This window comes from Rhodopila sp., from assembly GCF_035548235.1.
In the GTDB taxonomy this organism is placed as follows: domain Bacteria; phylum Pseudomonadota; class Alphaproteobacteria; order Acetobacterales; family Acetobacteraceae; genus Rhodopila.
This window is the reverse complement of sequence record NZ_DASZTJ010000176.1, coordinates 1-20,489: the sequence shown is the minus strand read 5'-3', so window position 1 is coordinate 20,489 and position 20,489 is coordinate 1. Positions and strand designations below refer to the sequence as shown.

General features: G+C 68.7%; 21 protein-coding genes. 11 read left to right on the top strand and 10 right to left on the bottom strand.

All coding sequences use genetic code 11. The features are described from left to right. The 4 genes from VHB27_RS14345 to VHB27_RS14330 all read left to right on the top strand — a co-directional run. A partial coding sequence (locus VHB27_RS14345) for a DEAD/DEAH box helicase (protein WP_325601548.1) occupies positions 1-2,535 on the top strand: 2,535 nt, incomplete at its 5' end. Then, on the top strand, positions 2,532-2,948 hold the full coding sequence (locus VHB27_RS14340) for a lysozyme inhibitor LprI family protein (protein ID WP_325601546.1): 417 nt from the start codon (positions 2,532-2,534) through the stop codon (positions 2,946-2,948). The genes VHB27_RS14345 and VHB27_RS14340, both read left to right, overlap by 4 nt. A 116-nt stretch (positions 2,949-3,064) precedes the next feature. Further along, positions 3,065-3,577 carry a hypothetical protein gene (locus tag VHB27_RS14335; protein ID WP_325601544.1) on the top strand — a complete coding sequence of 171 codons (513 nt, stop codon included), beginning with the start codon at positions 3,065-3,067 and terminating at the stop codon, positions 3,575-3,577. A gap of 60 nt (positions 3,578-3,637) precedes the next feature. Then, on the top strand, positions 3,638-4,594 hold the full coding sequence (locus VHB27_RS14330; RefSeq protein ID WP_325601543.1) for a hypothetical protein: 957 nt from the start codon (positions 3,638-3,640) through the stop codon (positions 4,592-4,594). A 160-nt stretch (positions 4,595-4,754) separates the two neighbouring features. Here the strand turns inward: VHB27_RS14330 and VHB27_RS14325 are convergent, their stop codons facing one another. From VHB27_RS14325 to VHB27_RS14310, 4 genes are all read right to left on the bottom strand, one after another. Continuing rightward, positions 4,755-5,450, bottom strand: coding sequence for an RraA family protein (locus VHB27_RS14325; protein WP_325601541.1), 696 nt, complete (start codon positions 5,448-5,450; stop codon positions 4,755-4,757). A 130-nt stretch (positions 5,451-5,580) separates the two neighbouring features. Continuing rightward, positions 5,581-6,483 carry an AAA family ATPase gene (locus tag VHB27_RS14320; protein WP_325601552.1) on the bottom strand — a complete coding sequence of 301 codons (903 nt, stop codon included), beginning with the start codon at positions 6,481-6,483 and terminating at the stop codon, positions 5,581-5,583. Between the two features lie 8 nt (positions 6,484-6,491). After that, on the bottom strand, positions 6,492-7,154 hold the full coding sequence (locus tag VHB27_RS14315; protein WP_325601539.1) for an SRPBCC family protein: 663 nt from the start codon (positions 7,152-7,154) through the stop codon (positions 6,492-6,494). A 147-nt stretch (positions 7,155-7,301) separates the two neighbouring features. After that, on the bottom strand, positions 7,302-7,535 hold the full coding sequence (locus VHB27_RS14310; RefSeq protein WP_325601537.1) for a hypothetical protein: 234 nt from the start codon (positions 7,533-7,535) through the stop codon (positions 7,302-7,304). Positions 7,536-7,819: 284 nt separating this feature from the next. Between VHB27_RS14310 and VHB27_RS14305 the strand changes: the two genes are divergently transcribed. Continuing rightward, the gene (locus VHB27_RS14305) at positions 7,820-8,122 is read left to right on the top strand and encodes a hypothetical protein (protein ID WP_325601535.1); all 303 of its coding nucleotides are present in this window, start codon (positions 7,820-7,822) and stop codon (positions 8,120-8,122) included. A 129-nt stretch (positions 8,123-8,251) separates the two neighbouring features. Here VHB27_RS14305 and VHB27_RS14300 read toward each other — a convergent pair whose 3' ends face one another. Continuing rightward, positions 8,252-8,491 (bottom strand): hypothetical protein, encoded by a 240-nt coding sequence (locus VHB27_RS14300; protein ID WP_325601533.1) that lies wholly within the window; start codon positions 8,489-8,491, stop codon positions 8,252-8,254. 168 nt (positions 8,492-8,659) lie between these two features. Here VHB27_RS14300 and VHB27_RS14295 point away from each other — a divergent pair, with 168 nt between their 5' ends. From VHB27_RS14295 to VHB27_RS14275, 5 genes are all read left to right on the top strand, one after another. Beyond that, positions 8,660-9,385 carry a response regulator gene (locus tag VHB27_RS14295; RefSeq protein ID WP_325601531.1) on the top strand — a complete coding sequence of 242 codons (726 nt, stop codon included), beginning with the start codon at positions 8,660-8,662 and terminating at the stop codon, positions 9,383-9,385. Next, positions 9,373-10,704, top strand: a complete 1,332-nt coding sequence (locus VHB27_RS14290) for a sensor histidine kinase (RefSeq protein WP_325601529.1) — start codon at positions 9,373-9,375, stop codon at positions 10,702-10,704. The genes VHB27_RS14295 and VHB27_RS14290 overlap by 13 nt, the downstream gene beginning before the upstream one ends. A 100-nt stretch (positions 10,705-10,804) precedes the next feature. Then, entirely contained in the window at positions 10,805-11,464 is a 660-nt protein-coding gene (locus VHB27_RS14285; protein WP_325601527.1) for a PadR family transcriptional regulator, read from the top strand. Next, the gene (locus tag VHB27_RS14280; protein ID WP_325601525.1) at positions 11,465-11,776 is read left to right on the top strand and encodes a DUF2218 domain-containing protein; all 312 of its coding nucleotides are present in this window, start codon (positions 11,465-11,467) and stop codon (positions 11,774-11,776) included. A gap of 144 nt (positions 11,777-11,920) precedes the next feature. Further along, positions 11,921-12,514, top strand: coding sequence for a cytochrome b (locus VHB27_RS14275; protein WP_325601523.1), 594 nt, complete (start codon positions 11,921-11,923; stop codon positions 12,512-12,514). Positions 12,515-12,591: 77 nt separating this feature from the next. On the opposite strand, the gene VHB27_RS14270 is transcribed toward VHB27_RS14275, so the two are convergent. Together VHB27_RS14270 and VHB27_RS14265 are read right to left on the bottom strand one after the other, a co-directional pair. Continuing rightward, positions 12,592-14,487: a glycoside hydrolase family 15 protein gene (locus VHB27_RS14270; RefSeq protein ID WP_325601521.1), complete on the bottom strand. Its 1,896-nt coding sequence runs from the start codon at positions 14,485-14,487 to the stop codon at positions 12,592-12,594. Then, complete coding sequence (locus tag VHB27_RS14265) at positions 14,487-14,861, bottom strand: hypothetical protein (protein ID WP_325601519.1); 375 nt, start codon at positions 14,859-14,861, stop codon at positions 14,487-14,489. Before VHB27_RS14265 ends, VHB27_RS14270 begins: the two co-directional genes overlap by 1 nt. A 272-nt stretch (positions 14,862-15,133) precedes the next feature. Between VHB27_RS14265 and recQ the strand changes: the two genes are divergently transcribed. Next, entirely contained in the window at positions 15,134-17,005 is a 1,872-nt protein-coding gene (gene recQ / locus VHB27_RS14260) for a DNA helicase RecQ (RefSeq protein WP_325601550.1), read from the top strand. Positions 17,006-17,129: 124 nt separating this feature from the next. Here the strand turns inward: recQ and VHB27_RS14255 are convergent, their stop codons facing one another. The 3 genes from VHB27_RS14255 to VHB27_RS14245 are packed head-to-tail and all read right to left on the bottom strand — an operon-like array spanning position 17,130 to position 20,026. Next, positions 17,130-17,822, bottom strand: a complete 693-nt coding sequence (locus VHB27_RS14255; protein WP_325601517.1) for an amino acid ABC transporter permease — start codon at positions 17,820-17,822, stop codon at positions 17,130-17,132. Between the two features lie 37 nt (positions 17,823-17,859). Next, positions 17,860-18,687: an ABC transporter substrate-binding protein gene (locus VHB27_RS14250; protein WP_325601515.1), complete on the bottom strand. Its 828-nt coding sequence runs from the start codon at positions 18,685-18,687 to the stop codon at positions 17,860-17,862. 19 nt (positions 18,688-18,706) lie between these two features. Continuing rightward, positions 18,707-20,026, bottom strand: coding sequence for an LLM class flavin-dependent oxidoreductase (locus tag VHB27_RS14245; RefSeq protein WP_325601513.1), 1,320 nt, complete (start codon positions 20,024-20,026; stop codon positions 18,707-18,709). Positions 20,027-20,489 lie beyond the last annotated feature (463 nt).

The window sequence follows — 20,489 nt, the reverse complement described above, 5'->3', positions numbered from 1 at the left end:
GACGAAGGCCTGACCGCCGTCCGCTTGCCGCAGCCCTGGTATATCGATGCAACGGCAGGCACGATGGGGCCGATCGGCTTCGACATGCCGGCGAAGGTCGTGCGCCGCCTGCTCGATGCGCCGCCCATCCCGGCCGAGGTCGCGGGCGAGGTCCGGGCGCAGCTTGCCAGCCGGATGCCGGCGGCCAAGCTGCCGGTGCCGCACGAGATGCAGCCGGCCGAGGTGCTGCACGCCCCGATGCGCCCGCATCTGCGGCTGATCAACGGCGCCCTGCCGATGGACCCGAACTACGGCCGCGGCACCGCACGGCCCTTGTCCGCGGGACTCTACGCGATCCCGCTGGCACGCCTGGCCTATGGTTACGGTACAGTGACATTGCCGCGCAGCGCAAGGCCGCTGCCCAAGCTGACGCTGCGTGACGGGCGTATATACGACGTCGCCCGCGACCTCGCCGCCGAGGGCGAGGCGCTGGAGGAACTGCGCAACCTCGGCTTCCTGCCTGTCAGCGACCTTGTCCACGTCTACTACCAGCACGCCCACAGCGACGATTTCGTCCTGCGCGAAGGCGGCGGTCACGGCCACAACTGGCTCGATTTCGTCACCCAGGGCGTGCCGCGCCTGCGCGAGATGGGCTGGGTGGTGGAGACCGACACCGATTTCCCGATGCAGGTCGTCACCGCCGACGCCGACATCGACGCGGAACTGGTCGAAGGTTCCGGCATCGACTGGCTGGAACTGAACCTGGGGGTGCATATCGACGGCCAGCGCGTCGACCTGGTCCCGCCGCTGCTGAAGCTGATCGCCAAGCCCGAAACGGCGCTGCTGATGGAGGGACAGGACAGCAAGCCCTTCGTCCTGCCGCTGCCCGACGGACGCATGCTGTCGCTGCCGATGGCGCGCATCCGCCCGACCCTGCAGGCGCTGCTGGAACTGTGGTCCAGCGGCGGCATCGACGGGGAAAACGGCAAGATCGGCTTTTCCCGCCTGCACGCCGCGGAACTGGCGGAACTGGAAGCGCGCACCGGCCTGACCTGGCGCGGCGGGGAGGCGTTGCGCGACCTGGGCCGCACGCTGCGGGAATCCGGCGGCATCCCGGTCGCGGCGCCGCCCTGCACGTTCAAGGCCATGCTGCGGCCCTACCAGGCCCAGGGCGTGAACTGGCTGCAATTCCTGGCCGGCGCCGGACTGGGCGGCGTGCTGGCCGACGACATGGGCCTGGGCAAGACGGTGCAGACCCTGGCGCACCTGGCGATCGAGAAGGCCGCCGGCCGGATGAACCGCCCCTGCCTGATCGTCTGCCCCACCAGCCTGATCCCGAACTGGACCAACGAGGCCGGTCGTTTCGCCCCCGACCTGACGGTGCTGCCGCTGCACGGCCCGAAACGAAAATCGGCGGTGCCGCTGATCCCGTCGCACGACATCGTGCTGTCGACCTATCCGCTGCTGACCCGCGACCACGAGATTCTCATCGCCCAGGACTGGCACATCGTGATCCTGGACGAAGCCCAGTCGATCAAGAACCCCCAGGCCGAGGCCACCCGCCAGGTCCTGCGCCTCAAGGCTCGGCAGCGCCTGTGCCTGTCCGGCACGCCGCTGCAGAACCATTTGGGGGAGCTGTGGTCGCTGTTCGATTTCCTCGCACCCGGCTTCCTGGGCAGCGCCCGTTCCTTCAAGACCCGCTTCCGCACCCCGATCGAGAAGCATGGCGACGCCGACCGGCAGGACATGCTGACCCGCCGCATCCGTCCCTTCATGCTGCGCCGGACCAAGGAGGAGGTCGTCACCGAACTGCCCCCCAAGGTCGAGATCGTCGAGCAGGTCGAGATGGAATCGAACCAGCACGCGATCTATGAGGCGATCCGCCTGTCGATGCATGCCAGGGTCCAGGCGGCCATCGCGCAGAAAGGCCTGGCACGGTCCGGCATCGTGATCCTGGACGCGCTGCTGAAGATGCGCCAGGCGTGCTGCGACCCGCGGCTGCTGAAGCTGAAGACGGTGGCGAAAGCGAAGGCCGGGTCGGCGAAACTGGACCGGCTGATGGAGATGCTGGACGTCATGTTCGCCGAGGGACGGCGGGTGCTGCTGTTCTCCCAGTTCACCGAGATGCTGGAACTGATCGAGGAACGGCTGCGCGACGACGGCGTGTCCTATGTCACCCTGACCGGCGACACGCGCGACCGGGCGGCGCCGGTGCGGAAGTTCCAGGGCGGCGACGTGCCGCTGTTCCTGATCAGCCTGAAGGCCGGCGGCGTGGGGCTGAACCTGACGGCGGCGGATACGGTCATTCATTACGATCCCTGGTGGAACCCGGCGGTCGAGGACCAGGCGACGGACCGCGCGTACCGCATCGGGCAGACCAAGAAGGTGTTCGTCCACCGGATGGTTACACTCCGAAGCATCGAAGAGAAGATGGAAGTTCTGAAGGAAAAGAAACGGGCCATCGTCGCCAGCGTGATGGACGCGGAGCATGGCGGCGCGCTGTCGCTGACGGAAGCCGACGTCGAGGAACTGTTCGCCCCGGCGAGACCGGCATGACGACCCGCCGCGTATTCGTTGCCGCCGCAACCATCCTGGCCTGCCTTGCGGCGGTCCCCGGCGCCCATGCGGCGGATTGCAAGGATCCGTCGTCGCAGGCCGACATGACCGCCTGCGCCGCGCAGTCCCTGGCGAAATCGGACGCCGCGCTGAACGCGACCTACAGGACGATCATGGGCCGGCTGAAGGATGACGCGGATACCAGGCGGCTGCTGACCGCGGCGCAGAAGGCGTGGATCGGCTTTAGGGACGCGGAATGCGACTTCACCGCCTCGGGCGCGCGCGGCGGGACCGCCCAGGGCATGATCGTCGCCATCTGCAAGGACGACCTGACGTCGCGGCGCGTCAAGCAGTTGGACAAGTACCTCCACTGCGCCGAAGGCGACCTGGACTGCCCCGTCCCGGCGCAATGATGCCGTTCCCCCTGCCCTTCCCGTTCGGCCTTGCCCCTTTGGCCCCGGCCGGATTCCGCTTTCCCGTCCGCTCATCGGACTGGTATCAAAACGGATACCGGGGAAGAGGCAGCACCATGACCAAAATCAGTGCCGACACCGTCGAAGACTTCATGGACAAGGCCAACGCGAAGTTCGGGGGCAGCAATCTCGGTGAAACGGATGCCAAGCCAAGCTTCAAATACGGTTCCTTCAAGGACGGCAAGGTCCTGAAGCTGGAGATTTCCTGCCCGATCGACCTGGACTACGCCGAGATGGGCTCCGGCAAGCCCGACGACGAGGGCAAGAAGGCCATCGCCGCGGTGGCGGATATCGCCAAGGCGCATGAGCTCAGCCACAAGGCGGGCTACGAAAAGGCCTTCAAGGACTTCGACGCCAAGAAGACCGCCAAGGACATCATGGACAAGACCTTCAAGAACAAGGGCGAGGCGGACAAGGCGATCCACCAGGCCTTCTCGGAGCTGAAGAAAGCGCTGCTGGACGCCTGCCTGGCGCTGCACAAGAAAGAAGGCATCGTCGAGGTGACGAAGCAGGCGAACGGTTCCTATAAGATCGTGCAGAAACCTGCCGGCGCCACCGGCTGCTCATAGCCACGCGGCCAGGCAGGCAGCAGACGACGTCATCAGGCCTTTTCATGGGACCCGGGGTTCATGGACGATCTCATCAACAAGGGCGTCATCGTCAAGCCGGGCAGGCGGGCCGTCCCCCCGGGCATGGCGAAAGGGCGGACGTTCCTCGTCTCCGGCACCGGGCGCGGCGGCACGACCATGGTCGCCTCCCTGCTGCATGAGGCGGGGCTGTTCCTGGGCGACCGCCTCTCCGACCTGGTGTTCGAGGACTCGGAGGTGATCGAAGTCCTGGCCTCCCGCGACCTGGCGCGGCTGGATGCCCTGATCGCGCGAAACAACGCGCGCCACCAGGATTGGGGGCTGAAGGCGCCGATGCTGGTGGGCTACCTGCAAGCCAGGGACCTGCAGCGCTTCCGCGATCCGCATCTGCTGATCGTGTTCCGCGACCCCGTCGCGATCGCCGTCCGGCACGCGACCGCAGAGCACGTGTCGCCTCTCCCGGTGGTCCGCGAAGTGGCGGAAGCCTCGTTCGGCCTCGCGTGCTTCGCGGAAGACGTGTCCTGTCCCACGCTGATGCTGAGCTACGAAAAGGCGATCAGCTTTCCCGAAACCGTCGTCGACGCGGTGACGCGGTTCTGCGGCTTCCCCGATTCCGCAGAGCTGCGGCAACGGCTGCTGGCCCGCGTGGAGCCGAACGCCAAGGCCTATATCAACAACGCGCGGCGCATGTTCCAAGGCACGCTGGACAATGTCCTGGGCTGGAACCTGCACGGCTGGTGCTGGCAGAGCGGGTTCGACGAACCGGTTGACGTCGACATCGTCCTGGACAACGTCAAGGTCGCCACCCTACGTGCCGACCGCTACCGGGAGGACCTTCAGGCCGCGGGGATCGGCGACGGGCGCCACAGCTTCATCGTGAACCTGAAGCAGCTTGGCGCCCGCGCGGAATCGATGCTGACGGTCCGGGCCAGCGGCCGGACATTCGAGCTGGCCAAGAGCCGCCGGCCGGTGGCGAGCTTCCCCGGATTCGTGCCGTAACCGGAACGTCCCCTCACCCGGCAATCCCGCCGGCATCCCCGCTGGGCATCCCCGCCGACATCCCCGCTGGCATCCCCGCTGGGCCTTCCCGCCGGGGACGCCCCGAGACAGCCGCGACGATTTCGGTTGAAACGAAGTCGCGGCTGCCCGGGTGAACCCGTCAGTGGATCTCGCCCGACCGCTTCAGCGCCTCGCGCAGCTTGGCCGGGGTGAAATCGGGCGACTTGCAGATGTCCAGGATCACTTTTTCCCGGCGCATGCACAGGTCGACCGCCGCCGGCAGCTTGCGCACGCAATCGGCCGGGACGACGACGGCGCCGTGGTAGTCGGCGTGGATCACGTCGTCATGCGCGACCTGCATGCCGAAGATGTTCACCGGCTTGCCGTAATCCACCATGTGCACATGCGCATGGCTCGGCCCCACGCGCCCGCCGATCATCTGGAAGCCGGCCGCCCACATGTCCATGTCGCGGAACGATCCGTTCGTCACGCAGCCGATGCAGCCCAGCGCCTTGTGGATGTTCGACTGCACCTCGCCCCAATAGGCGCCGTAGCCGATCCGGCCGTCGACGTCCTGCAGCACCGCGATGGTCGGCAGGTCGACGCGGGCGACGTAGTCGTACCAGTCCTCCCGCGCCGTGACCTTCGAGCGCGGCGGTTCCGAAGCGCGGATCATGCCGACGCGCGCCAGGCCCACGATCGGCTTGGCCTTGGGGTCGATGCAGACCATCGGCTCGACGGTGAAGCCGATCGCCCGCCGTTCCGGCACGATCAGTTCCAGGCCGTTGCAGATCGTCGGCGTGTCCCACTCCGCCAGAATGTCGAGGTCGGCCTGGGTGAAGGGGCGTTCGGTCATAAGACGGTTCCTTTCCGGTTGGCGGCGGCCAGTTCGCGGGCCGGCGGAAGGTTTGCGGCAATCCCGCCGCGAACACAATCGGGCGCCGGGCGGGACGGCCGAAAACGGGCGCGCCGCCGGCCGCGGGGCCCTAGGCCCGCGCCACCTCGGTTACCAGCCGAGCGGCCTCGGCGCCGCGGACCTTGGCGATGTCGTCCTGGTATTTCAGCAGCACGCCCAGCGTCTCGTCCACGTCGCCCGCCGTCAGCTCCGTCTTGTTGAGGTAGGTCAGCGCCTGCGCCCAGTCGATCGTCTCGGCGACGCCCGGCAGCTTGAACAGCTCCTCGCTCCGCAGCCGCTGGACGAACGCCACCACCTGCCGGGCCAGGTGCTCCGGCACGCCCGGCACCTTGGCGGCCAGGATCGCGCGTTCCCGCGCCATGTCGGGGTAGTCGACCCAGTGATAGAGGCAGCGCCGGCGGATCGCGTCGTGGACCTCACGCGTGCGGTTGGACGTCAGCACCACGACGGGCTTCGTCTTCGCCCGCACGGTGCCGTATTCGGGCACGCTGATCTGGAAGTCCGCCAGCAGTTCCAGCAGGAACGCCTCGAACGGCTCGTCTGCGCGGTCCAGTTCGTCGATCAGCAGCACCGCGGGCGGCAGGTCCGGGTCCACCGCCAGCAGAAGCGGCCGCGCGAGCAGGTATTCGCGGGTGTAGATGTCGCGGCTGAGCTCTTCCCGGTCGGTCTGGCCGGCGGCCTCCGCCATGCGGATGGCCATGAGCTGGCGGGCATGGTCCCACTCGTACGCGGCGGCCGAGAGGTCCATGCCGTCATAGCATTGCAGCCGGATCAGCCGCCGGCCGAGACCGGCGGCGAGCACCTTGGCGATCTCGGTCTTGCCGGTGCCCGGCTCGCCTTCCAGGAACAGCGGGCGCTGCATCGCCAGCGCCAGGTGGACCGTCGTCGTCAGTTCCAGGTCGGCGATGTAGCCGTGGTCGGACAGCAGCCGTCCGGTCTCCGCCACCGTCTTCGGCAGCGTCCCCGTCGCGATGTCCGCCACTAGAGCAGGCTCGCCAGGATCAGCAGCACCATGATCGCGAAGACGCCGCCGCCCAGCCAGAAGGCGAGCGGCAGGCCGAACGGCTCTTGCGGGACCAGCGCCCAGACGGACACCGAGGACGGGGGTGCGGCGTGCGCCGCGACCGCGACCGGCTCCGCCATGCTGTGGCCGGCGACCTGCTCCGCCGCTTCCGGCGCCAATGCCTGTTCGGTCGACGGCGCCCTGGCCTGGACCTGCTGGCTGAACCGGTCGAAGAACGCATCGGCCATCTGCTTCGCGGTGGCGTCGATCAGCCGGCCGCCCAGTTGCGCGAGCTTGCCGCCGACCTGGGCGTTGACGGTGTAGCTCAGCAGCGTGTCGGCGCCCGCCTCTGCCAGCGCCACCTGGGCGCCGCCCTTGGCGAAGCCGGCGACGCCGCCCTGACCCTCGCCGCTGATGCGATAGCCGTTCGGCGGGTCGATATCGGTCAACTGCACCTTGCCGTTGAAGCGGGCCGAAATCGGGCCGACCTTCACCGAAGCGGTGGCCTTCATCTCGTTGTCGCCGGTCTTTTCCAGGCTTTCGCAGCCGGGAATTGAAGCCTTCAGCACGTCAGTATCGTTCAACGCGTCCCACACGACGGTGCGCGGCGCGGGTATGCGCCGCTCCCCGGTCATATCCATGGAATCTACCCCTTGTCTGGCGGGTCAGGACGTTATGGCCTGGGTCTTTACGTGGCAACACGCGGGACGAAAGACAAGCGAGGGGCGCGGCGAAGAACCGGGGCCATGCGGTTCGGTACTACCTGGCCGCCGGCGCCACCACTGGCGCTACCTGATCAGCAGCACGGTATAGAAGACGCCGGCCCAGGCCAGGGCCGCCAGCAGCAGCGCGGCCCCGATGCCGCGGCGCAGGCGCAGGTCGTTCGCGGCAGGGATCGCCAAGGCGCGGGACAGAGCGCGGGACGGGGCGCGAGACCAGGCTGGGCGGGTGCGCATGCCAAACTCCGTGTTGAACGCCGAGTCGTAATAGCGGCGTGAGGACACGGCCAGTTGAATCGGCACGCGGGAATCGGGTTGGTTAAGACCTCCTTAAGAATCCGTCAAGGATTTGTAACAATTTGCCGCAATAAATACGCTGGCCCAAATGGTCCGGCACTGTATCATACGGATGCAGACAGGATGGCTTTTCAACATATTCCGGTCCTTTCCTGCCATTTCACAAAAACCGGCCCGGCTTCGATCATTTCGAATAAAATTCTTCTTAAACAAAGTGTTGAGCACTCACCAGGTTGTGATGCACACAGTCACATGTCCGTGAGACGCCTCTTCCCCACAGGAGATTCCCCTTGAACCTGCCGCATATGTCCGTGGCCACGCCAACCGGCCTCTCGTTCGAGGTGCCCGATCTGCTGATGGTGGGCGCCTGGGCCGAATTCCATGGCCTGAAGATGACGATCGACCTGGACATCCACACGGGGACGGAAGAGTACGAGGAGATCGTCAACATCATCGCCCCCGGCACCCGGCACAATCGCTGGATGATCTGGCGCTCCGCCGAGGGCATCGTCGTGCAGCCGCGCATGGGCCGGCCGATGCTGTTCGACGTGATGACGGACGCCCTGGACCTGCTGATCCCCGCGAGCGAGTGACAGCAGGACCTTCACGCCGCCGGCGGTGAACCGCCCCCGCACGGCGCGCCACGGACGAAACGGCAAGGGACGAAACGGCAAGGGGCGGAACGGCAGGAAGCCGCGGGCGCCGGCGGGACGCGGCAGATTCTAGTTGGGCGTGACGGTGACGGATCCGTTGCGCATGTACGTCGTGCCGCCAGGGCCGGTGACGGTCCGGCTGGAGGCGCAGGAGCCGTTGGCGCAGGACGCGGAGCCTTGGCGCGTCATCGTCGCGCCGCGCGGCCCGACGAACGTCCCCCCGCGCCGCCATTCGACCGCGCCGGCGTGGCCGGCGACCGACATCGACAGCACGACGCCGAGAGCGGTCAGGGACAACAACCTGGTCATGGGCAAGCACCTCCATCTTCGAGCGATGGTCCCAGGATGCGCCCGCACGGTCAGCGGCCTGTGAACGGCGGCCATCATTTTGTCACGGATTGTCAACGCCCGATAACGGTCGGTAAACGCAGTCGCTTTCGCCTTGCCGTCCGTCCGCCGATCCGCCAACAGGACAGCATGACCGCGACAGCCACGATCCTGCTCGTCGAGGACGACCCCGATATCAGCCGCCTGGTCCGCGACCTGCTCGGGCGCGAGGGTTTCGGTGTCGAGACGGCAGAAGACGCCCCGGCGATGGATCGCGTCCTGGGCCGGCTGCGGCCGGACCTGGTGATCCTCGATCTCATGCTGCCCGGGGAGGACGGGCTGTCGATCTGCCGGCGGCTGCGGACACGGGACGCGGTCCCGATCCTGATCCTGTCGGCCAAGGGCGATGAGATCGACCGGGTCGTCGGTCTCGAACTCGGCGCCGACGACTACCTGCCGAAGCCCTTCGGCCCGCGCGAACTGCTGGCGCGCGTGCGCTCCGTCCTGCGCCGCGCGCAGGCGGTGCCTTATGGTCCCCCGGATCGCTGCTTCGGCTTCGCCGGCTTCGTCATCGACTTCGACGCACGACAGCTTGTCGACCCGGCCGGCGCGCCGCTGTCGCTGACCAGCGCCGAATTCGACCTGCTGATGTGCTTCGTCCAGCATCCGCGCCGGGTCCTCAGCCGCGACAAGATCCTCGACTGGACCCGCGGGCGCACCATCGAGGCGTTCGACCGGACCGTGGACATGCTGACGTCCCGCTTGCGGCGAAAGCTGGAGGCGGCGAGCCCCGGCACGAACCTGATCAGCACCGTGCGCAATGGCGGCTACCTGTTCACCGCCAGGGTCCAGCCGGTGGCGCGATGCCGCGCCTGACCCTCGCCGCGCGCGTCGGGTTGGTGGCGGTCCTGAGCCTGGGCGCGGCCTGGATCGTGATCGTCGGACTGTTCACCCTGTCGCGCCAGCACGCGGCGGCGATCGGCGCGCGACCGCCCCCGGCGCAGCTTGCCGCGCTGACGGCCCTGCTGGAGCAGGCGCCCGCCGCCCAGCGTCCCGACGTCCTGCGGTCGGTCACCACCGACGGCTTCATCGCCCGGCTGGAACCGGGGAACACGGTCGGCGCGATGTCGAGGCTCCGGACGCTGCGGTTCGGCGAACGCGGCGTCCTTGATTATCAGGCCGCCCTTCCGGGTCACGCCTTCAGCATCCGCGTGCCCGACGAGGCGCCGCGGCTGGAGCGGCTGCGCCTGGCGCCAAGTTCGCTGGAATTTCGCGTGGCGCTCACGACCGGGCAGACGCTGGTCGTCGATACCCGCGCGGCGGTCCTGCTGTCGGTCTTCGGCCTGCCGGTCGGGTTTGGCGCCGGACTGTTCGCAAGCGCGATCGCGCTGATCGCCCTCTATGCCACGCGCCGGGAAACCAAGCCGCTGACCCGATTGGCGGCGGCCGTCGACCGCATCGGCCTGGGCGCGACGGTCCAGTTGCCGGCACCGCGGCGGGGCGCGCCGGAAATCCGCGCGCTGGTCGCCGCCTTCGACCGGCTTCAGCAGCGGCTTGCCCTGGTCCTGCGGGCCCGCATGGCGATGATCGGCGGCATCTCCCACGACGTGCGCAGCTTCGCGACGCGGCTGAGGCTTCGGGTGGAGCACATCCAGGACGACACGGAGCGCGAGCGTGCCGCCGGGGACATCGCCGATATGATCCGGCTGCTGGACGACGCGCTGCTGGCCAGCCGCGCCGGGGCCGGCGAACTGGACGAGGAGATGCTGGACCTCGCTCCGTTCATCCGCGCCGAACTCGCCGATCGGGGGATGACCCTGGCCGTGGCCCCCGAGGCGGAGGCGGCGATCGTGCTGGCCGACAGGCTGGCGCTGCGGCGGGTCGTGGCGAACCTGCTCGACAACGCGGTCGCTTATGGCGGCGGCGCGCGGGTCGCGCTTGGCCGGGAACCGGGGCATGCCCGGCTGGCCATCGACGACGACGGGCCCGGGATCCCGGCGGAGCAGCGGGCGATCCTGATGGAACCGTTCGTGCGCCTGGAAGGGTCGCGCAGCCGCAAGACCGGCGGCTCCGGTCTCGGCCTGGCGATCTCCCGCGGGCTGCTGGAGGCGCAGGGCGGCACGCTCGCGCTGACCGACGCGCCCGGCGGCGGAACCCGGGTCGTGGTCCGGTTGCCGCTGTTCGAGCCGGGCTGACGTTTTTTCGGGCCGCGAAAAAATCGGTGCCGCCCCTTGTATTCGAGCGTATCTCGATATATCTGTTTTTTCGTTATATCGAAACACACTCGGAGATACCATGTTTCATCGACACAATCACGACCGGCATCACGGCCAGGACCACGAACACCGCCATGGCGAGCGCTTCGCCCGCCGCGACCGCGGCCAGGACGACCTGCGCCACGACCAGGAGTGGTACCGCGCCGCCAGGGGACATGGCGGCGGACATGGCGGCGGATATGGCGGCGGGTATGGCGGGGGACGCGGCGGGCGCGGCGGCCTCGGCCGGTTCTTCGCGCATGGCGACCTGCGCCTCGTCATCCTCAACCTGATCGCCGAGAAGCCGCGCCACGGCTACGAGATCATCAAGGCGATCGAGGAGCGCGTCGGCGGCGCCTACAGCCCCAGCCCCGGCGTCATCTACCCGACGCTGACGCTGCTGGAGGAACTCGGCTACGTCACGACCGAAACCGAGAGCGCCAAGAAGCTCCATACCATCACCGACCAGGGCCGAGCGTTCCTGGACGCCAACCGCGCGGTGCTGGACACGCTGCTGGCGCGCATGGCGGAGGCCAGCAAGGCCCAGCCCGGCGAACCGGCGCCGCAACTCCTCCGCGCCATGGAGAACCTGAAATTCGCCCTGCGCCTGCGGCTGTCCCGCGGCCCGCTGAGCCAGGACCAGGCCGACGCCGTCGCCGCCGCGCTGGATACCGCCGCCAATACCGTGGAGAAGATCTGAATGTCCCCGACCTTGACCGGCCTGACCTCCGAAGCCCGGGTGCCCACCAACATGCCCCGGCGCTACCTCGGCCAGCTCTGCAAGCACTTCCAGCACAAGCTGCCGGTGACGCTCGACGAATGGCGGGGACGGATCGAATTCCCCGCCGGCGCCTGCGAGTTGGACGCGGCCGCCGTCGGCGGGACCTTGCTGATGCGGGTCACCGCCCAGGACCAGGACGCCCTTGCGCGGCTGGAGGATGTCGTCGGCCGCCATTTCGAGCGTTTTGCGTTTCGTGACGAACTGAAAGTCCAGTGGACGCGGACCGTTTAATCTTGCAGAATCCGGCCACTCCGGCTTGACCTGCCGCAATGCCCGACCTGCCGCTGCGCCTTATTTGTCTGTGCCTGACCTGACCGCGGAAACCCCTCGTGGACCCGTGCGGGAATGGTTTGAAGTCCCTTAAGGATGGAACGCATGCCGTCTCTCCAACCCGCACGTGGCACGCTCGACCAGGTGAACCGGCCCTCCGCCGGTCACCTGCGGCAGCGCTACGACAGCTTCGCCATCGCGCTGCACTGGGCGACCGCCATCCTGGTCCTGACCCAGTTCGTCCTGTCGCAGGCCTGGGACTTCTTCCCGCGACCGGAGAAGCACCTGCTGATCGTCGCGCATATGTCGTTCGGGATCCTGCTCAGCGTGGTGCTGCTCGTCCGCATCGCCTGGCGGCTGGCGCCAAGCCATCACGTGGCCCCGGCCAGCAGCGGCTTGCTCGAATTCGTGGCCCAGGCGGCGCATTACATCCTGTATGCCCTGCTGGTGGCCGAAGCCGTCCTTGGCTATGTGCTCCGCTGGTCGGGCAATGAATCCATGAGCTTCTTCGGCCTGCAGATCCCGCCGCCCTTCGCGCCGTTCTCCAAGGACCTCCACCACCTGGTCGGGGAGACGCACGCCGTCATCGGCTGGACGATCGTGATCGTCGCGGCCTGCCATGCCCTCGCGGCCTTGTTCCATCATTACGTGCTGCGGGATGGCGTCCTGCTGCGGATGCTGCCGCGCCGAGGGGCCTGAACCGGCCCCGCCTGGCCCCACCCCACCTGGCCCCGCCCCGCCTGGCCTCACCCCGCTTGGCCCCACCCCGCTTGGCGTCAGTCCCCGCCCTGGCTCCGCAGGGTCCCCGGCCCCATCGCCGTATCCAGGTTCAGGGCGCTGTTGATCAGCGCCAGGTGGGAAAACGCCTGCGGGAAATTCCCCAATTGCCGCCGCGCGATCGGATCGTATTCCTCGGACAGCAGTCCGACGTCGTTGCATAACCCCAACAGGCGCTCGAACATCGCGCGCGCTTCGTCGGTGCGGCCCTGCAGGCACAGATTGTCGACGTACCAGAAGCTGCAGGCCAGGAAGACCCCCTCGTCGCCGGTCAGTCCGTCATCGGCTTCGCTCGTGTGGTAGCGGCGGATCAGGCCGTTATGCATCAGGTCCCTGCCGATCGCCGCCACGGTCGAGACCATCCGCGGATCGTCCGCCGGCAGGAAGCCGACCAGCGGCATCAGCAGCAGGCTGGCATCCAGGACGTCGCCGCCGAAGAACTGGGTGAAGCTGCCGAGGCCCTTGTTGAACCCCTCCTCGCACACCAGGGCGTGGATGCGGTCGCGCAGCGCGCGCCAGCGATCCAGCGGCGCCGGCAGGTTGAACGTCTCCGCCGCGCGCACCGCCCGGTCGAACGCCACCCAGGCCATCACCTTGGAGAAGGTGAACTGCCGGGCCTCGCCCCGCACCTCCCAGATGCTCTCGTCCGGCTGGTCCCAGATCCGTTCCAGGTGCAGCACCAGCGTGCGCGCCAGGTCCCAGCTTTTGGCCGGCGGCGCGAGGCCCTGGTTGGTCTCGTGGAACAGCGCGTCCATCAACTCCCCGTACACGTCGAGCTGAAGCTGCGTGCTGGCGGCGTTGCCGATCCGCACCGGCTTGGCGCCCTGGTAGCCGGACAGCCACGGCACCTCCCACTCCTGCACCCAGCGTTCGCCCCGGATGCCGTAGAGCGTCTGCAACTGGTCGGGCGAGCCGGCGACGGACCGGCGCAGCCAGGCGCCCCAGGCCTGCGCCTCCTCGCGATAGCCGCAATGGATCAGCGCCAGCAGGGTGAAAGTGGCGTCGCGCAGCCAGCAATACCGGTAGTCCCAGTTCCGCGCGCCGCCGAACCGTTCGGGCAGCGAGGTCGTCGGCGCCGCGACGATGCCGCCGGTGGGATGGTAGCTGAGCACCTTGAGCGTCATCAGGGACCGCTGGACCGCCTCCCGGTACGTCCCGCGATAGCTGCCGCGGCTGGACCAGGCGGTCCACACCGCCTCGGCGTCGGCCAGTTCGGCATCGGCGTCCGGCAGCTTCGGATCGGGCTCATAGGACGGGCCGTACACCATGCAGAACCGCGTGCGTGCGCCGGGTTCGGCGGTGAACTGCGCCACCGAGGTCAGCGCCCTGCCATGCAGCTTCACGTCGCTCTTCAACAGCACGAGGTCCGGCCCCGCGATGGCGCGGATGCCGCTGCCGTGGTTCAGCCGCGTCACCCAGGGTTCGGCGGAGCCGTAGGCGAAGCGCAGGGACAGGTCGAGGGCCATCGGCACCGACCCGCTGCGCCCCTCGACGATGCGGATGACGGAATTCCGCTCGATCGCCATGAAGTCGATCAGCGCGACGGACCCCGAGGCGGTCTCGAACAGCGTCTCCAGGATCATCGTGCCGGGCAGGTAGCGGCGGGTGATGCGTGTCGTCGGCTCCACCGGGGCGATGCGCCAGTAGCCGTTCTGCGGCGTGCCCAGCAAGGCGGCGAAGCAGGCGGGGCTGTCGAAGCGCGGCCAGCACAGCCAGTCGATCGAGCCCGTCCTGCTGACCAGCGCCGCGGTGCGGCAGTCGCCGATGATCGCGTAATCCTCGATCGCCGAGGCCTGGAACAGCGCCGTCTGCGTCACCGCCCGTTCCGCGTACGCGGCGGCCTGCTCTGCCGACGGCCTTGCCCTGCGGCGGTTGCCCGAGCCCTCAGCCGCCATCAGTTGGCCCGACCCCAGACGCGTTGGCCGGCGCTGTCCGTGCAATAGCAGGAACTGCCCGGCGCGGTCGGCCGCTCCATCGGGCAACTGGCGGTCTGCGCATAGCACATCTGCCCGCCCGGCGCGGCCTGGCTATAGGCCGGCGGCGGATAATAGGCCTGCGGCGGCGGGTAATACACCGGCGGCGGCGGCGGCGCGTAGTAGACCGGCGGCGGATAATAGACCGGTGGCGGTCCCCAGTACGGCCCGGGGAAGCCAAAGCCCAAGCCGATGAAAACACGTGCCTGGGCCGGAGCGGCCAGGCCGATCGCCGAGGCGGCCACCACGCCAAGCAGCAGCATGCGGCGCAGGTTAACGGAAAAACAGGGATTCATGACGCATGATCCAACGGCTGACAGCGACCGCACTATGCCAGAGTCCCCATGCCAACGGTAAGCCTCGGAACGCCTGACCGGCCGCGCGGTTCCAGCGGAGGCGTCCTCTTGGGCGTTCATATCCGGGACATCCGTGCCGGGCGGCGTTCACGGTCGCGCCGTTTCCGCTCGGCACGTGATCGCGACAGGACCGGTGCGTGGCCTATAGTTCCTCCGCGCCCTCCGATTCGGCGCCGCAGAAGGATGACCGCGCACCGATGCTGGCCGAACCGATGCTAGGATACCCGACCTTGGACGCCCACTCGGACGACATGCCGGACGGACCCGCGCATCTGCTTCGCCAGGTCTTCGGCTTTCCCGGCTTCCGCGGCCAGCAGGAAGCCGCCGTGCGCCATGTCGTGGCCGGCGGCGACGCGCTGGTGCTGATGCCGACCGGCGGCGGCAAGAGCATCTGCTACCAGGTCCCGGCCCTGTGCCGGCCCGGCACCGCGGTCATCGTCTCGCCGCTGATCGCGCTGATGGACGACCAGGTCGCCGCGCTGCGCCAGGTGGGGGTGAATGCCGGCGCCCTGCACTCCGAGGTCGACCCGGCCGAGGCGCGCTCGATCACCCGCGACCTGATCGAGGAGCGGCTGGACCTGCTGTATGTCTCGCCCGAACGGCTGCTGGGCAACGGGACGATGGACCGGCTGTCGCGCCTGCCGCTGGCGCTGATCGCGGTGGATGAGGCGCATTGCGTGTCCCAGTGGGGCCACGAGTTCCGGCCCGAGTTCCGGGAACTGGCGCGGCTGGCCGACCTGTTCCCCGGCGTGCCCCGGATCGCGCTGACCGCGACGGCCGACCCGCGCACGCAGCAGGACATCCTGACGGCGCTGCGCATGGAGACGGCGAAGGTCTTCGTCTCCAGCTTCCACCGCCCCAACCTGCACCTGGCGGCGGCGCCGAAAGAGGGCGAGTCGGCGCAGTTGCTGGAGTTCCTGCGCCGGCACAAGGACGAATGCGGCATCGTCTACTGCGGCAGCCGCGCGAAAACCGAGCGGGTCGCCGCCAGGCTGAACGAGAAGGGGTTCGCGGCGATCGCGTTCCATGCCGGTCTCGATCCCGAGGTCAAGCGCCATGGCCTGATGCGCTTCCGCTCCGGCGAGCCGCTGGTGGTGGTCGCCACGATCGCCTTCGGGATGGGCATCGACCGGCCCGACGTCCGCTTCGTCGTCCACCTGGACATGCCCGACAGCCCCGAGGCCTATTACCAGCAGATCGGCCGCGCCGGCCGCGATGGGGAGGCGTCGGAGACGCTGCTGCTGTATGGCGGCCAGGACGTCGCCCAGGCCCGCCACTGGCTGGCCCAGTCCGGCGCGCCCGAGGCCCGCAGGCGGGTGATGCGCACCAAGCTGGAGGAGATGATCGCGCTGACCGAGGCGGTCACCTGCCGCACCCGCTCGCTGCTGACCTGCTTCGGGGAGACGCTGCCGGCCGATTGCGGCCATTGCGACAATTGCGACGCGCCGCCGGTGACCGCCGATGCGTCGCGGGAGGCGCAGATGGTGCTGTCGGCGGTCTACCGCACCGACCAGATCTTCGGCGCCAACCACGTCATCGCGGTGCTGCGCGGCGAGAAGACCGAGGGCGTGCTGCGTCATGGCCACGACCGGCTGCGCACCTTCGGCGTGGGATCGGCGCACGCGGCCCCGTATTGGCGCGGCCTGATCCGGCAGTTGATCGCGATGCGCGCGCTGGACGTCGACACCGAGGGCCATGGCGGCCTGTTCCTGGTGGAGGAGGAGGCCCGGCCGATCCTGCGCGGGGAGGTCCCGGTGACGCTGCGCCAGGACGCGCCGCGGGTTTCGCGGAAGACAGCGGCGGCAGGCGGGACGGTGCGCGAGGCGCCGGCCACGCTCGACGCCGCGGCCAGCACCTTGTTCGAGGCGCTGCGGCTCTGGCGGCTGGCCGAGGCGAAGGGCCAGGGTATTCCGCCGTACGTGATCTTCCACGACTCCGTGCTGCGGGAGATCGCGGCGACGCGGCCGGAGACGCTGGACGCGCTGGGACAGATCAAGGGCGTGGGGGCGTCGAAGCTGGAACGCTATGGCAGCCGGGTGCTGGGGGTGCTAACGGCCCCCTTGCCGGGGGCCGCGTCGCGGTAGCCAGGTCGAGCGCCGCGGGTCGTTTCCTCCCCGTCATGGCCCTCCCCGTCATGGCCCTCCCCGTCACGGCGACGGGGCCGCGGTGATGGGGCCGCGGTGACAGGAGCCGCGGTGGGGGGATCGCTCACCCGTCCGCGGTCAGCCGCATCGCCAGCCGACCCGGCTGTCCGAACCGGCGTTCCAGCCAGCGCTGCAGCACCATCAGCACGGTGGTGAAGGCCAGATAGTAGACACCGGCCGCCGACAGCGCCTCCAGGTACCGGAACGTCGCGGAGGCGGATTGCTCCGCGGCCAGCAGCAGCTCTCGCACCCCGATCACGCTGATCAGCGCCGACAGCTTCAGGATGCCGATGAACTGGTTGCCGATCGGCGGGATGACCAGGCGCACCGCCTGCGGCAGGATCACCAGCCGCATCGCCCGCCATTCCGACATCCCCAGCGCTCGGGCGGCATCCTTCTGGCCGGAATCCACCCCGGCCAGGCCGGCACGGAAGATCTCCGCCACATAGGCCGCCTCGTGCAGGCCGAGGGCCAGGATCGCGCAGACCGGGCCGGACAGGATGATCCCGAACCCCGGCAGGACGTTGAAGGCGAAGATGATCTGCAGCAGCACCGGGGTCCCGCGGAACAGCCAGAGATAGGTCCATGCCAGGGAACGGAGCAGCCGCAGCCGGGCATCCTGCATGATCGCCAGCCCCAGGCCGAGCGCCAGGCCCAGCAGCATGGCCGTCATGCTGATCCACAGGGTGACCAGGGCCGCATCCGCGAAGTCGAAACCCAGCAGGTCGTGCAGGAATACATCCGTTCGGAAGGTCATCGCACCCGCGCCATGGTGTCCGGCCCAGCCCCGCCGCTCAGAAAATGGAGCTCGACGGCGGGAGGCCCCATTTCTTGATCAGCGCGTCATAGGCGCCGTCCTTGTGCATGGCCTCCAGCGCGGCCTTCAGCGCGTCCCGCAGCGCCGGGTTCGTCTTGGCGATGCCGATGCCCAGCTTGGAATTGGTGTTGAACGGCTCGCCCAGCGGCTCGAACGTGTCGGGGGTGTTCTTCATCATGGCGCTGATCACCGAGGTGGAGCTGATCGCCCCTTCCGCCCGTCCCTGCGCCAGGGTCAGCGCCACCACGGCGCTGCTGCTGACGGCGAGGATATCGATCGCCGGTTTGCCCGCCTTGGTGCAGGCGTCGCTGAGGCTGTGCGCCGTCTTTTCGTACAGCGTGTTGACGGCGACGGCGATGTGGTGCCCGCACAGCGCGTCCTTGCCCGTCAGGTGGGCGGGATTGCCTTTCGGCACGACCATCTGGTCGCCGATCAGCAGGTAGGGGATGAAGTCGAGCACCTCCTCCCGCGCCGGCGTGATGTACATGCCGCTGGTCGCCGCATCGATCCGCCCGGCCTGCACGGCCGGGATGATGCCGGCGAAATCCATGCCCAGCATGGACGATTCAAGCCCGACCCGCTTGGCCAGCTCGGCCATCAGGTCCACGTCGAAGCCGACCGCCTTGCCGTCCTGCTGGAATTCGAACGGCGCGAAGGTGGGGCTTGTGCCCCAGGACAGCTTGCCGGGCGTGACGGTGGTTGGCGGCGCGGCCCAGGCGGCAACGGACCAGGAGGCAACAGGCCAGGGGGCAACAGGGATGACGATCGAAAGCGCGACCAGGGCCGCGGCGCGTATGCGTTTCAAAGGTGGTTCACTCCACGGGTTACGGGTTGCGTTCGCCCCGTGACGGACGCCGCAGTCCCAGATGGTCGCGCAGCGTGGCGCCCGCATAGGCGCTGCGCATCAGCCCACGCCGTTGCAATTCCGGGACCACACGTTCCACGAACAGGTCCAGCCCGCGCGGCATGATGTGGAACTGCAGCATGAACCCGTCCGCCGCGCCCGAGGTGAACCAGTCCTCCATGACATCCGCGATGCGGTTCGGGCCGCCGGTGATGGTCTTCCGGCCGCGCTCGTAGCACAGATAGACCTCCCGCAGGGTCGGGTTGCCGTCGCGGATCAGACGCAGGATGTCGTCGAAAAATCCCTTGTGGAAATTGGCGCTCTTGGGGATCCGGTCTTCCGGGATCGGCTCGTCCAGCGGCAGGTCGGAGAGATCGGTCTCCAGGTCCATCCCCAGCCGGTAGCGGCCGACATCGGGATGCACGAGTTCCTGCAGCCGGGCGTAATCGTCGGCGGCCTCGGCATCCGTTTCGGCCAGCACGATCGGCAGGCCGGCCAGCACCTTCATCTCGGACGGCGCCCGCCCGAACCGCGCCATGCGGGCCTTCAGTCCCTGGGTGAAATCGCGGGCCGCCTCGATCGAGGGGTTGGAGGAGAACACCACCTCCGCCGTCCGAGCGGCGAGGTCCTGGCCGGTGTCGCTGGCGCCGGCGGCGATGATGACCGGGTGGCCCTGCGGCGGACGCGCGATGTTCAGCGCGCCGTCGACCTTGAAGAAGGCGCCGTCATGATGGACCGCATGCTGCGCGGCCGGATCGAAATACAGCCCGCGGTCCCGGTCCAGCACGAACGCCCCGTCGTCCCAACTGTCCCAAAGCCGGCGCACGACGTCCACGAACTCCCCGGCGCGCCGGTAGCGTTCGGCGTGCGGGGCCAGCTTCGCGTGACCGAAGTTGCGCGCGGCATAGTCGTTGGCCGAGGTGACGACGTTCCAGGCCGCGCGCCCGCCGCTGAGGTGGTCGAGCGAGGCGAATTGGCGGGCGACGTTGTAGGGTTCGGAGAAGCTGGTCGAGACCGTGCCGCCCAGGCCGATCCGGCTGGTCGCCCCGGCGACCGCAGTCAGCAGCGTGACCGGCTCCAGCACGTTCATGAACAGCGGAAACCGCGACCAGACATGGAGGTTTTCCGTGCGGGCGGCCGGGGTGTCGGCGATGAAGAACAGGTCGAACAGCCCGCGTTCCGCGGTGCGGGCCGTGCTGACATAGGCCGCCAGGTCCGTCGGCGGCGCCAGGCGCGATCCGCGATGGAGCCAGCTCGCCGGATGGGATCCTGCCGCACCGAACAGCAGGGCGAGCGACATATGGGCACCATCCGCCATCGGCACGGAGTTCTTTCAGGTTGAGCGTTGCCGGCCGACCCGATTTCCGCGGCAATCGACTTGAAACCAGATTGCCATGCAGGCCCGGGGAAAACAATCAACCGGCGGACCGCCGGAACCGAACCGTCACCCTGGATGCGAGCGTAAAGGGATGCCGGCTGCGGGCGCCTCTCCCGTGGTGGCCGGGCTTGGGCAGACCGGGCGAGCGAGCGACCGTGCCGCATCCATCTGCGGCCCGCGCCCGTCAGGCCGGGAAGGGTCCGGCCGGGATCAGACGGACGCAGCAGCCTCGGGCGTGCCGGCGGGGGCTGACCGAAGCAGCGCCTGCGCGATCTTCTTGCGCTCCCGTTCGGCCGTGCGCTTGTCACGCTCCCGCCGGCGCAGCGCTTCGGTGAAGCTGATCCCGTGCGCCTTGGCATAGGCCGAGACCGTCTGGTTTTCCAGG